The 12,379-nt window shown below is 54.4% G+C and carries 9 protein-coding genes; 5 read left to right on the plus strand and 4 right to left on the minus strand.

Annotation, left to right across the window (positions count from 1 at the left end; genetic code table 11):
* Positions 1–81 precede the first annotated feature (81 nt).
* The 3 genes from recQ to HNR64_RS04500 all read right to left on the minus strand — a co-directional run bounded on the left by recQ (position 82) and on the right by HNR64_RS04500 (position 4,014).
* The gene (gene recQ, locus HNR64_RS04490) at positions 82–2,199 is read right to left on the minus strand and encodes a DNA helicase RecQ (protein WP_204995341.1); all 2,118 of its coding nucleotides are present in this window, start codon (positions 2,197–2,199) and stop codon (positions 82–84) included.
* A complete protein-coding gene (locus HNR64_RS04495; RefSeq protein ID WP_204995342.1) occupies positions 2,199–2,732 on the minus strand; it encodes a DUF2058 domain-containing protein in 534 nt (177 codons plus the stop codon). The genes recQ and HNR64_RS04495 overlap by 1 nt, the downstream gene beginning before the upstream one ends.
* A gap of 67 nt (positions 2,733–2,799) precedes the next feature.
* Positions 2,800–4,014 (minus strand): BaiN/RdsA family NAD(P)/FAD-dependent oxidoreductase, encoded by a 1,215-nt coding sequence (locus tag HNR64_RS04500; RefSeq protein ID WP_204995343.1) that lies wholly within the window; start codon positions 4,012–4,014, stop codon positions 2,800–2,802.
* A gap of 198 nt (positions 4,015–4,212) precedes the next feature.
* Between HNR64_RS04500 and HNR64_RS04505 the strand changes: the two genes are divergently transcribed.
* A complete protein-coding gene (locus HNR64_RS04505) occupies positions 4,213–6,777 on the plus strand; it encodes a methyl-accepting chemotaxis protein (RefSeq protein ID WP_204995344.1) in 2,565 nt (854 codons plus the stop codon).
* A gap of 75 nt (positions 6,778–6,852) precedes the next feature.
* On the opposite strand, the gene ilvC is transcribed toward HNR64_RS04505, so the two are convergent.
* Entirely contained in the window at positions 6,853–8,328 is a 1,476-nt protein-coding gene (gene ilvC / locus HNR64_RS04510) for a ketol-acid reductoisomerase (RefSeq protein ID WP_204995345.1), read from the minus strand.
* Between the two features lie 130 nt (positions 8,329–8,458).
* Here ilvC and ilvY point away from each other — a divergent pair, with 130 nt between their 5' ends.
* The 4 genes from ilvY to HNR64_RS04530 are packed head-to-tail and all read left to right on the plus strand — an operon-like array spanning position 8,459 to position 11,883.
* Positions 8,459–9,370 carry an HTH-type transcriptional activator IlvY gene (gene ilvY / locus HNR64_RS04515; protein ID WP_204995346.1) on the plus strand — a complete coding sequence of 304 codons (912 nt, stop codon included), beginning with the start codon at positions 8,459–8,461 and terminating at the stop codon, positions 9,368–9,370.
* Between the two features lie 44 nt (positions 9,371–9,414).
* A complete protein-coding gene (gene pssA, locus HNR64_RS04520) occupies positions 9,415–10,242 on the plus strand; it encodes a CDP-diacylglycerol--serine O-phosphatidyltransferase (protein ID WP_204995347.1) in 828 nt (275 codons plus the stop codon).
* Between the two features lie 52 nt (positions 10,243–10,294).
* A complete protein-coding gene (msrP, locus tag HNR64_RS04525; RefSeq protein WP_204995348.1) occupies positions 10,295–11,260 on the plus strand; it encodes a protein-methionine-sulfoxide reductase catalytic subunit MsrP in 966 nt (321 codons plus the stop codon).
* An 11-nt stretch (positions 11,261–11,271) separates the two neighbouring features.
* Positions 11,272–11,883, plus strand: coding sequence for a protein-methionine-sulfoxide reductase heme-binding subunit MsrQ (locus HNR64_RS04530; protein ID WP_204995349.1), 612 nt, complete (start codon positions 11,272–11,274; stop codon positions 11,881–11,883).
* Positions 11,884–12,379 lie beyond the last annotated feature (496 nt).

Below are 12,379 nucleotides of genomic sequence, written 5' to 3' on the forward strand. Positions count from 1 at the left end.
GGTCAGATCCTCTCTGTGATACAAATTGCAAAACTGTGTAGTACGCAGTATAGGCAATGCTGGATCTTGTTGGCAGTTGGCTTAACTGGCGGCGCGTACACACTCCAAAATACCGTAGTCGTATTCGCCGCCAAGAGCCTCGTAGATCGGCTTAAGGCGCTTGTCTTCGCTGTGTTCGAAGGCAAAGCGAATTTCCTGCAGCTCGGCCTCGTCGAGGGCGACCACGTCAGCGAGCTCCAATTCGCCCTCGCGGATCGCCTTTGCCAGGTGGCGGTATACGGTCGCGACGGTGAGCTCTCTGCGGTGGGCAATTTCCAGCGGGGTCATACCCTGACAGAGCAGCAGCACAGTCTCTGCATTGCTGTCACCGGATTGAGGTTGGCTGCCAATATTCTCGTGAATAACCTCGAGAAAACTGTCTCCGTAGGCGTCGAGCTTGCGCTCGCCAATCCCGGAGATAAGTGCGAGTTGCTCGCGGTTTTGCGGCTGCCTCTCCGCCATTTCAGCCAGTGTCGCATCGTGAAAGATCACATAGGCGGGAACGCCCTGCTCGTCGGCCAGTTGTTTACGGTGAGCGCGCAGAGCCTCCCACAGTTGGCTGTGGGCGGTATTGGCGAAATTGCTCGAGCGTGTTTTACCGGCGCTCACCTTCGCCAACTTGCGCAAGGTTAAGGTTTGCTCGCCGCGCAGAATCGGTCTGGCACTTTGGCTGAGCTGCACGCTGCCATGGCCATCCAGGTCTACGCTCAGCAGGCGCCTGGCGATAAGCTGGCGAAACAGGCCCCGCCATTGGCTGGTATTCAGTTCCTTGCCAATACCGAAAACCGTGAGTTTGTCGTGCCCGAATTGCTGAATGCGGCTATTGGCCTTACCTTGCAAAACGTCTACCAGATAATTGACACCAAAGCGCTGGCCGGCTCGGTAGGCGCAAGATAGTGCCTTCTGCGCAGCGACGGTGGCATCCCATGTTTCCGGTGGCGATAGACAGTTGTCGCAATTGCCGCAGGGCTTGTCCAGCCTGTCGCCAAAATAGTGCAGCAGGGCCTGCCGCCGACAGCTTTCCTGTTCGCAAAGCCCAAGCATGGCATCTAATTTGTGCCGCTCTATGCGTTTGTAGCTGTCATCGGCGTCGGAGCTTTCCTGCATTTGACGCAGCGTGATGACATCCTGCAGGCCATAGAGCATCCAGGCGTCAGAGGGTAAGCCATCGCGCCCGGCGCGGCCGGTTTCCTGGTAATAGGCCTCGATGCTTTTTGGCAGGTTAAGGTGGGCAACAAACCTCACATCGGGCTTGTCGATACCCATGCCAAACGCGATGGTGGCCACGATAATTATGCCGTCTTCGCGTAAAAATCGGCTTTGGTTTTGTTGGCGAGTCTCGTTGGAGAGACCCGCATGATAGGGCAGCGCCCTGAGCCCCTTATCGCTGAGCCACTTTGCGGTGTCGTCGACACGCTTGCGTGATAAACAGTAGACAATGCCGGCTTCGCCGTCGTGTTCATTGCGAATAAAGCGCAGCAATTGTTCGCGGGCATTGCCGTTATTTTCAGCGATGCGGTAGCGGATATTCGGGCGGTCAAAACCGTTATTGAAGACGCGTGCCTGCTCTAAGCCGAGACGCTGAATAATTTCCTGTTGGGTGCGCTCGTCGGCCGTTGCAGTTAAGGCGATGCGCGGCACGTCGGGGAAATACTGATGAAGGATTGAAAGCTGGATGTACTCGGGGCGGAAGTCGTGCCCCCATTGGGATACACAGTGGGCTTCATCGATGGCGAATAAGGCGATGTGCACTTGCGAAAGCAAACGCTGCATTCGCGGCATCATCAACCGCTCTGGGGCGATGTAAAGTAGGTCGAGCTCGCCGCGTGTTAACTGCTGCTCGACTTCGCGTACGGCCATACCGTCTAGTGCAGAGTTCAGGCAGGCCGCGCGAATGCCATTTTGCTGCAGGGCATCAACTTGGTCCTGCATGAGCGCAATTAATGGCGAGATGACGATAGCGGTGCCGCTGCGGATCAATGCCGGGATTTGAAAGCACAGTGACTTACCGCCGCCTGTGGGCATTAACACCAGCGCATCACCGCCGTCGATCAGTTGCTCGACAATCTCTGCTTGGTGGTTGCGAAAGTCCGAATAACCGAATACCGATTGCAATACCTGTCGAGCATTGTCCTGAGTGCTTAGAGTGGCGTCTGTCATTACCACATCAGGTCGTCAGGGATTTGGTAATCGGCGTAGGGATCGTCTTCCTCGGGCTGGTCCGCAGGTTTGTCATTGTGCAGAACGATCACGCTGGCATCGCGTTGTTTGATTTTATCGGCGATGGCGGCAGGCACGAGCTCAAAGTTGTCTCGGACTTTGACGATGGCAAGCAGGCCTTTTACCAGTTGCTCCTGTAGAGCATTGGTGACGTAAATACGCTTGATCTTCTTACCATCGGTAAATTGGTAGGCGATATCACCCTGTTTGCGATCGACCTTATTGATGTCGACTAACTGCAAAATCTGCGCATAAATCGCCTTTTTCTCCACTTCGGCTTGGCGCTGGCGATTTATCTCGCGGTCGCGCTCGGCCTTTTCTGCCAGTGCACGTTGCGCGGCGAGCTTGCCCTCATCGACCTGAGGCTTACCCTTGTTGGCTTTTTTGGCCTTGCGCTGCTCCTGCTTAATTTTTTTGGCTTTCTTTTCGTCGGCGATGCCTGCCATAAGTAGCTGTTCTTGCAGCGATGCCATGCTGGGCCTCAAGCGTTGGGTAAAGAGGGCGATATTCTATCCTGTATTGCGCCGTGCTTCGAACACCCTATACGTGTAATCCTGCGACGTAACCCGAAGACCAGGCCCATTGAAAGTTAAAACCACCCAGCCAGCCGGTGACATCGAGAACTTCGCCGACAAAGTACAACCCAGGCTGTGACGTCGCCTCCATGGTTTTGGAACTGATGCCATCGGTATCCACGCCACCCAGGGTGACTTCTGCTGTCCGGTAGCCCTCGGTTGCAGAGGGTTTGACGACCCAGTTATTCAGCTGTGCGGCGATGCGGCGTAGCAATTTCTCACTGAGCCCGGCCATAGGGGTATCGGCGTGCTCTGGCCACCAAAGGGCCTGGAATTCCTGCACCAAGCCTTTCGCCAAGCGTTGCCCCAGGACACTGCGCAATAGCGATTTAGGCTGCTGTGACTTCGCTTCAATGAGCCATTGCTCGGCGTTGATATCCGGCAGCAGGTCGATGTGAAGGGCGTCACCGGGGTGCCAATAGTTGGAAATTTGTAGCATCACCGGTCCGCTTAGGCCGCGGTGAGTGAAAAGCAAATTTTCGCGAAAGGTCTGGCCATTACACGTTGCTGAGACATCAACAGCCAGGCCTGCCAAGCGTTCGCACAGACCTTTGCTCTGGTCGCTAAACATAAAGGGCACCAGGCCCGCTCTGCGCGGCGTCACGCCAAGGCCAAATTGCTCGGCGAGTTGATAACCGACGCCACTGCCACCTAGGGTCGGTATGGAAAGCCCGCCCGTTGCCACAACAAGTGACTGGCAGTGCAGAGAAAGAGCGCTGGTATCCTGGCGGATGTGCAATTGGTAGCCCGCGCGCGCCTCTAGCGCTTGAACGCCCTCCAGCTCGATCTTACAGCGAATCTCAACACCCGCTTGCGAACATTCCTCAAGAAGCATGCTCAGGATATCTTTGGCAGAGTTCAGGCAAAAAAGCTGGCTGTGCTTGCGCTCCTCATAGGCGATGCCGTACCGCTCGACCATGCCGATAAAGTCCCAAGCGCCGTAGCGCTTTAGGGCCGACTTACAGAAGTGCCGATTCTCTGAAATGAAGTTGTTTGCATCGACGAAGTAATTGGTGAAATTGCAGCGGCCGCCGCCGGACATTAGGATTTTTTTGCCGACCTTGTTTGCGCGTTCAAGCACCAATACACGGCGTCCGCGCTGGGCGGCTGTGAAAGCGCAAAGCAGGCCCGAGGCGCCACCGCCAAGGACGATAACATCGTAATTTTGCGCGTTTTGCATAATTGCTGAGAGGCCGTTGAAAACGCTGAATTATCGCAGATATCGGCGATGATTGGGGGCCATTTTTGAATTATCCGCTGGCGGCTTGCGCGCGGACTTTACGTATAGTCAGCCGCTTGATTTTTAACCACACTCGGCAAGAAAGTAATGCTACTGCTTTCCCTGAAACACCAATATAAATAATCAGGACGCATTGTCATGGCCCCCTCAGCACCCAGCCGAGATCAGTTGCTGCAGACCCTAGCGGCGATAGAAGAGTCTCAGGCCGTCATAGAGTTTGACCCCGACGGCAATATTCTAAGAGCCAACCAGAATTTCTTAGACGTCACCGGTTACAGTAGCGACGAGCTGAAGGGCTCGCATCATCGGGTATTTGTCAGCGCCGACTATGCTGCCTCGCAGGAATACCGTGCATTCTGGCAGTCACTTCGCGACGGCCAGTCGCAGAGCGGCGAGTTTTGCCGCTATGACAAGCATGGTTCAGTATTCTGGATTCAGGCCTCGTATAACCCGGTTGTTAATGACGAGGGGCACGTTACGCGCATTATTAAAGTCGCGAGCGATATTACCCGGCAGAAGGCGCTCGACCTCGATTATTTGGGGCAGATTACGGCGATCAATGCCAGCCAGGCAGTCATTCAGTTTGACCCCAGTGGCACTATTCTTGATGCCAACCCTTTATTTCTGCAAACGATGGGCTACCAGCTTGAAGAGATACAAGGCCAGCATCACTCGCTGTTCGTTTCGCCTGAAACGCGGAATTCTGGCGACTATGCACTGTTTTGGCAGTCCTTGGCTCGAGGCGACGCGCAGGTAGGTGAATATCGACGCATTGCCAAGGGTGGCCGAGTCGTGTGGATTCAAGCCTCCTATACGCCAATCAGAGATGTTCAAGGTGATGTGGTGAAGGTGGTGAAATACGCCACTGATATCACTGAGCAAAAAATGTTGCATGCCGATTTTAAAGGTCAGATCGATGCAATTAATTCGGTGCAGGCAGTTATTCATTTTGATGTCGACGGAACGATAATTGATGCCAATGACAACTTTCTTTCGGTGATGGGCTATCGCCTTGACGAGGTGGTTGGCAAGCACCACGGCATATTTGTTGACCCGGCTTTCCGAGCCGGTCAGGAGTACCGGCAATTCTGGCTCGACTTGGCTGAGGGGCAGGCGAAACTTGGCGAGTTTTGCAGGCTCAATAAACGCGGTGACGATGTTTGGATTCAGGCGTCCTATACACCGATTCGCGATGTCGATGGCAAGGTATTCAAAATAGTGAAATATGCCAGTGACATCACTCAACAAAAGCGGGTGAATGCCGATTATCAGGGGCAAATCGAGGGTATTTCTGCGAGTCAGGCAGTTATTGAATTTGAAGTTGATGGCACGATCTTGTCGGCAAATGACAATTTTCTTCAGGCGATGGGGTATTCGCTGGAGGAAGTAAAAGGCCGGCATCATCGGCTTTTTGTTGATGGCGAGTACGCCAAATCGGCAGATTACGCGCAGTTCTGGCGTTCTCTGGCGCAGGGTCAAGCCCGTGTTGGTGAATTCAAGCGCTTGGCGAAGGGCGGCCGTGAGATATGGATACAAGCCTCGTATACGCCGATAAAAGACCTGCGGGGGCGCGTTTTCAAGGTTGTGAAATATGCGACGGATATCACCGAGCGCAAACAGGCAATGTCAGAGGTTGCACGGCTGATCGACGCCGCCCGTCAAGGTTATCTTGATGACCGAGCGACGTTAGATGGCTTTCAGGGTGATAACTTAGAGTTGCTGTCGAGTATTAACTTTATGCTCGATGCCATTACGCTGCCGATCAATGAGGTGGCAGATGTGATGCAAGCTGTGGCGAGCAATCAGCTTACGCGCAGGGTGAAGAGCGACTTTAAGGGGCGCTTTGGTGAACTGAAGGGCTACGTGAATTCGGCGGTTTCCCAGCTGCGAAGCTCGCTCAGCCACGTGTCGGTGGCGTCGGAACAGGTGTCGTCTGCCGCAGGTTTGATTGCGTCGAGTAGTCACTCGGTGGCCATTGGCGCGTCGCAGCAGGCGGCCTCCCTTGAGGAAACGGGGCGCTCCTTAGAGAGCCTCAGTGAGGAAACGCGCAAGAATGTGGATAGCACGCGATTGGCCAAAGACCGGGCGGCGCAGACCCAGGGGCTTGCTGAACGAGGCAGCGAGACGATGGAGAAAATGCTGGCGGCGATGACGCGAATTAAAAGTGCGACGCAAGATACCCAGGATATTATCAGCGATATCAACGAGATTGCTTTCCAAACCAACTTGCTGGCTCTAAATGCGGCGGTTGAAGCTGCCCGGGCGGGAGAGGCAGGCCGCAGTTTTGCAGTGGTTGCGGAAGAAGTGAGGAACCTGGCGCTTCGCGCGAAGACCGCTGCAGATAAAACGCAGTCATTGATTGCGCAAAGCGCCGAATCTGCGGAGGACGGCGGCGCGCTGTCGAGTGAGGTCAATAGCGGTTTTTCAGACATTATTTCGGCCATTGGGCAGGTGACCGAGCTGGTGAATGAAATATTCAGCTCCAGTGAGATTCAGGCGAAGGGCATTGATGAAATCACCAAGGCAATGGCGGCAATGGATAAGGTTGTGCAATCAGCCGCTGCGGACTCTGAGGAATCTTCCAGTGCTGCCGAGGAGCTGGCTGCTCAAGCGGAAGAGCTCAATAATATGGTTGGCGATTTCGATTTGGGGAGCGCCGTTGGCACCAGCGATCAGAGAGCGGCGATGAATGCGCCGCGCTGACATCAACGCGATTACCAAAGCATGAAACAAAAAAGGGCGCCTATAGGCGCCCTTTTGTCTAAGCCTTAAAAGTGTTTAGACAATTTTCTTCATCGCCGTCATGTAGCTACGCAATTTCTGACCAACGACCTCAACGGGGTGGTTGCGAATTTCTGCGTTAACCGCGATCAGCTCAGCGTTATCAACACCGCCGTCTTTGACGTTAAGGCCTTTGCCGATAACATCGGTAGAGACCTTGCTCATAAAGTCTTGCAGCAATGGGCGGCAAGCGTGGTCGAACAGGTAGCAGCCGTATTCTGCGGTATCAGAAATAACCACGTTCATCTCATACAGTTTGCGACGCGCGATAGTGTTAGCGATCAGCGGTGTTTCATGCAGCGACTCGTAGTAGGCTGACTCGGGCTTCATGCCGGCGGCAACCATGCACTCGAAGGCCAGCTCAACACCGGCTTTAACCATTGCCACAAGCAGAATGCCGTTGTCGTAGAACTCTTGCTCACTGATTTCCATATCGCCAGAGGGCGTCTTTTCAAACGCGGTTTCAGCGGTAGCGGCGCGCCAGTTCAGCAGGTTTTTGTCGTCGTTAGCCCAGTCTTCCATCATGGTTTTCGAGAAGTGACCGCTGATGATGTCGTCTTGGTGCTTCTCGTAAAGCGGACGCATGATGTCTTTCAGCTCATCGGCCAAATCGAACGCTTTGATTTTGGCGGGGTTGCTGAGGCGATCCATCATATTGGTGATGCCGCCGTGTTTCAGGCCTTCGGTAACGGTTTCCCAGCCGTACTGAATCAGCTTGGAGGCGTAGCCGGGCTCAATGCCTTCTGCAACCATTTTGTCGAAGCACAGGATCGCGCCGGTTTGCAGCATGCCGCACAAGATGGTTTGCTCGCCCATCAGGTCAGACTTAACTTCGGCAATTGGCGAGGACTCCAATACGCCAGCGCGGTCGCCGCCAGTACCGGATGCCAGCGCTTTGGCAATGGCCATGCCTTCGCCTTTGGGGTCGTTTTCGCGGTGAACAGCGATGAGCGTCGGTACACCAAAGCCGCGCTTGTACTCTTCGCGAACCTCGGTGCCTGGGCATTTCGGGCAGCACATAACAACGGTGATGTCTTTGCGGATCTGCATACCTTCTTCAACGAGGTTGAAGCCGTGCGCGTAGTCGAGGCAAGCGCCTTCTTTCATCAGCGGCATTACCGCGTTGACCACAGGGGTGTGCTGCTTATCTGGGGTCAGGTTCATCACCACGTCAGCGGTGGGGATCAACTCTTCGTAAGTGCCGACGGTAAAACCGTTCTCGGTTGCATTTTTCCAACTTTGGCGTTTTTCCTCGATCGCGCTTGCGCGCAGGGCATAGGATACGTCGAGGCCAGAGTCGCGCAGGTTCAGACCCTGGTTCAAGCCCTGGGCGCCGCAGCCAACGATAACGATTTTCTTACCTTTCAGGTAGTTGCAGCCATCTGCAAACTCGCTGCGATCCATAAAACGGCATTTACCCAGCTCTTCGAGCTGCAGGCGCAGCGGCAAGCTGTTGAAGTAGTTCTGACCCATGGTGAGGCTCCTGATTATGTGCTCGTGTAGTAAAGGGGGGGTTAGTGGGAGGCACTCTAGCAAGTCTTTATTGTTGCGTAAATTGATATATAGTGGAAACTGTGTTGCATTTTTCGAGACTGAAGCCGCCGTGAAAACCAAAGAGCTGGAGATCTATATTCACCTGAGCCAGTCGCTGCACTTTGGCAAAACGAGTGAGGCAATGCATCTCAGTGTTTCAGCCGTTAGCCGGGCGATACAGCGCTTGGAGGACGAAGCCGGCGTGGCTTTGTTTGAGCGGGATCGGCGCAGTGTCAGATTAACACCGGCCGGCAGAGAGTTCTTGCGCTACGCGGAGCAGGCGGTGTTGAGTTGGCGCTCGCTTTCTCAGCGTCTGCGGCAACAAGGAGAATCTCTGCAGGGGGAGATCAGTCTGTTCTGTTCGGTGACCGCGGCCTACAGCGTGCTCAGTACGATTTTGGAGACGTTTCGTCAGCGCTACCCCGGCATTGACCTGAAACTGCATACCGGCGACCAAGCTGATGCCGTTGACCGGATCGCTGATGGCGGCGAAGACCTCGGAATTACTGTTCGCCCGCCGCAATTACCCAGTCGGCTAGACTACTTGCCGCTGAGCCGGTCTTCACTGCAGTTGCTGGTGCCGAATATTCCCTGCGCCCTCAGTGAGCAAATTGCTGGCCACGGCGGGGAGTTCAGCGCGTCCCTGCTCAATACACTACCTTTTATTCTTCCTGAGCGGGGCGTCGCACGAAGCCTGATCGAGCAGTGGTTTCGCCGCCAGCGCCTGCGGCCGAATGTCTACGCGCAAGTGAGTGGTCACGAGGCGATTGTCAGTACGGTGGGCTTGGGTTTGGGAATTGGTGTCGTGCCTGACTTGGTGCTCGATACGTCCTTTTTGCGCGACAAGGTGCGCGTGGTGACAATATTGCCTGAGCTGCCGAGTATGGACATCGGCGTGGTGGTACGGCAACAGCGTCTGGCCGATCCGCTGGTAAAAGCATTTTGGGACTGTGCGCAGTCATCGTACCGCAGCACTATTTAATTTATCATGCACGCTTAATTGCTGTTTGAACGGATAAGGACACTATGGCTGACGAACAAACCGGAAAGAAGTCGATGCCGGCCTTTGATAAAGAGGCGCTACTGCTGATTGACGACCATGAAGAGGAAGTCTCCGTCGACGGCAAAACGGTGCGTAAGCGTGGCATTTATTTGCTGCCGAATTTGTTTACGACCGCGGCGCTGTTTTCGGGGTTCTTCGCCATTGTTTCGGCAATGAATGGCCGCTTTGAAGCGGCTGCGATGGCAATATTCGTGGCCATGGTTTTCGATGGCCTCGACGGCCGGGTGGCGCGCTTGATGAATGCGCAGAGCAAGTTTGGCGCGGAATACGACAGCCTTGCCGATATGGTGTCTTTCGGTGTCGCCCCGGCGCTGGTTGTTTTTAGCTGGGGCGTGTCGGAACTCGGCAAGTTCGGCTGGGCAGTCGCCTTTGTCTATGTATCGTGTGCGGCGCTGCGGCTAGCGCGTTTTAATACCCAAATTGATACCGCCGACAAAAACTACTTCACTGGCCTGGCAAGTCCGGCTGCAGCGGCCGTTATGGCGGGGGTGGTCTGGGTTTCTGCCGAGGAGGGCTGGATCGGCGCGGCGCTGCCTATTGAGTTAGCGGCGGTTGTCGGTGTGTTAATGGCCGTCGTTGGCATGTTGATGATTATGAACGTGCGCTATAACAGCTTCAAAGGCATCGATTTCCGCGGACGCGTTCCCTTTGTAGTGATGATATTGGTTGTGCTGGCCTTCGGCCTGGTTTCGGTCGACCCCGCGCGGATACTGCTGGGGATTGTCTTGCTCTATGCCTTGTCCGGTCCCGTACAAGCGATTTATCGACGAGTAAAAGCGCCAAAAGTGTAACGCTGGCGCTGTGGCTGCGTCGTATCACTAGTTATGGTTGAGGAGTGCGACGATGCTGATAAAAAAGCCGGATGATATTGCAAGCAGCGAAATTACCCCGGAGGCGGTCTACCTCCGCCGCAGAGAGTTTATGCAGGGGGCTGCAGCAATGGCGGCAATGGCCGTGGCGCCGATGGCGTTTTCTGCGCCTTCGCCGCTGTCGCACACGCCGGTGGACGCGCGGGCGGACAATCCTTTTTATACAGGTGAAGCACAGACGCCGTTCTCAGATGCCAGCCGGTACAACAATTTCTATGAGTTCGGCACCGATAAATCTGACCCTGCGAAATACGCCAGCGCACTGACAGTCGACCCGTGGTCAATCGACGTTGAGGGCGAGGTTGATAAACCGGGCAAGTATGCACTGGAAGACATTTTAAAGAGTGTCGACATAGAGGAGCGGGTATACCGCTTGCGCTGTGTAGAAGCGTGGTCAATGGTCATTCCCTGGCTTGGTTTTCCCCTCAGTGACTTAATCAAACAGTGGCAGCCAACAAGTAAAGCCAAATATATCCAGTTTGAAACCCTGTATCGCCCATCTGAAATGCGCGGACAGCGCTCTGCGTTCTCAACCATCGATTGGCCGTATATTGAGGGCTTGCGGATGGATGAGGCCATGCACCCCCTCACATTAATGAGTGTGGGAATGTATGGCAGAGAGTTGCCAAATCAAAACGGCGCGCCAATTCGCTTGGTTGTGCCGTGGAAGTACGGGTTCAAGAGTATCAAGTCGATCGTAAAAATTCGTTTTACCGAGCGTCAGCCCAAAACCAGCTGGCAGGGCATTGCGCCGCGCGAGTACGGCTTCTATGCCAATGTGAACCCCAAGGTGGATCATCCGCGTTGGAGTCAGCGCTATGAACGACGCCTGCCCAGCAGCTTGTTGTCTCCCAATCGCATTCGCACGCAGATGTTCAATGGCTACGAAGAGCAGGTCGCCAGTTTGTACAAAGGTATGAACCTGCGGCGCTACTACTGAAGGTTGGCTTGATGGCTGATGTGACAGAAAAGGCCCGGCAACCGCTTGGGACGGGGTGGGGTAAGCCCCTGGTGTTCGTGCTATGCCTGCTGCCGCTCGCTGCGGTGGTTTATGGTGCCGTCCTTGGTGACTTGGGCCCCGATCCGGTTAAAGCGTTAATAGTGATGACCGGTGACTGGGCGATCCGTGCCCTGCTTGTGGTTTTTTCAGTTTCCGCGCTACGCAGTTGGTTGGGGTGGTCGCGGTTGCTCCGGTTTCGACGTATGTTGGGCTTATTTGCCGGCTTCTATGCCAGTCTTCACATACTGGTTGTTGCCACCTACCTGTTCGCATGGGACTGGACCATTGTTTTGGAAGAGCTTAGCGAACGCCCCTACATCATCGCCGGCTTCGCAGCTTGGCTACTAATGCTGCCAATGGTAGTCACCTCTAACAACTATTCGGTTCGTCGCCTTGGGCGCCGTTGGCGTCAACTTCACCAGCTTATGTATCCGGTAATGGGCTTGGCGTGGCTGCATGTTGTTTGGCAGGTTCGCTCTAGCTATCTAGAGGTCCTGATTTATGGCCTGCTTATCGCAGTATTGGCCCTGCCGCGTCTACGGCGCTTCCAGCTCGCGCGCTAATCTGCTCAAGAGCTGATCAACCTGCTGCTGTTTTGACCGTTAATTGCTGTAGTTTTGATCGATTGTCATTTTTTTGTAATTAGTTTGTTGCGGTGTGTTGACTCTGGGGTTTGGGTCTCTATAATGCGCCACCTCGCTTACGGAGACGGGCCTTTCGGGAAGTTTGGAAGGTGGTGTTGCTGAGGTTTGCGAGGGTGGTTTCAAGTTGCTTTTGAAGCGGTTTAAAAACTTTTTCAAAAAGCGGTTGACTCTACCAGGAGCGGCTCTATAATGCGCTCCCTCGCTTACGGAGACGGGCTTTCAGCTGAGGTTGGAAGTGCTGGTTAAAGAGGTAGGCGAGACGGCAAAACGGCTTTTGAAAACGCTTTAAAAACTTTTCAAAAAACGCTTGCCAAACAGGACGAAGTATTTATAATACGCGTCCTCGCTTCGGGGATAACTTGAAGCGAATATCAAAGCCCTGGCGGTTTTGAGTTATTTAAAAAGATGAGATCAA

The sequence above is a fragment of the Spongiibacter marinus genome (genome assembly GCF_016906995.1).
Taxonomy (GTDB): domain Bacteria; phylum Pseudomonadota; class Gammaproteobacteria; order Pseudomonadales; family Spongiibacteraceae; genus Spongiibacter; species Spongiibacter marinus.

What these genes read in the sequence shown, in the direction of transcription:
- HNR64_RS04500 (WP_204995343.1), bottom strand. Translation starts at nt 4,014, where the DNA reads ATGCAAAACGCGCAAAATTACGATGTTATCGTCCTTGGCGGTGGCGCC.
- HNR64_RS04505 (WP_204995344.1), top strand. Translation starts at nt 4,213, where the DNA reads ATGGCCCCCTCAGCACCCAGCCGAGATCAGTTGCTGCAGACCCTAGCG.
- ilvC (WP_204995345.1), bottom strand. Translation starts at nt 8,328, where the DNA reads ATGGGTCAGAACTACTTCAACAGCTTGCCGCTGCGCCTGCAGCTCGAA.
- recQ (WP_204995341.1), bottom strand. Translation starts at nt 2,199, where the DNA reads ATGACAGACGCCACTCTAAGCACTCAGGACAATGCTCGACAGGTATTG.
- msrP (WP_204995348.1), top strand. Translation starts at nt 10,295, where the DNA reads ATGCTGATAAAAAAGCCGGATGATATTGCAAGCAGCGAAATTACCCCG.
- pssA (WP_204995347.1), top strand. Translation starts at nt 9,415, where the DNA reads ATGGCTGACGAACAAACCGGAAAGAAGTCGATGCCGGCCTTTGATAAA.
- HNR64_RS04495 (WP_204995342.1), bottom strand. Translation starts at nt 2,732, where the DNA reads ATGGCATCGCTGCAAGAACAGCTACTTATGGCAGGCATCGCCGACGAA.
- HNR64_RS04530 (WP_204995349.1), top strand. Translation starts at nt 11,272, where the DNA reads ATGGCTGATGTGACAGAAAAGGCCCGGCAACCGCTTGGGACGGGGTGG.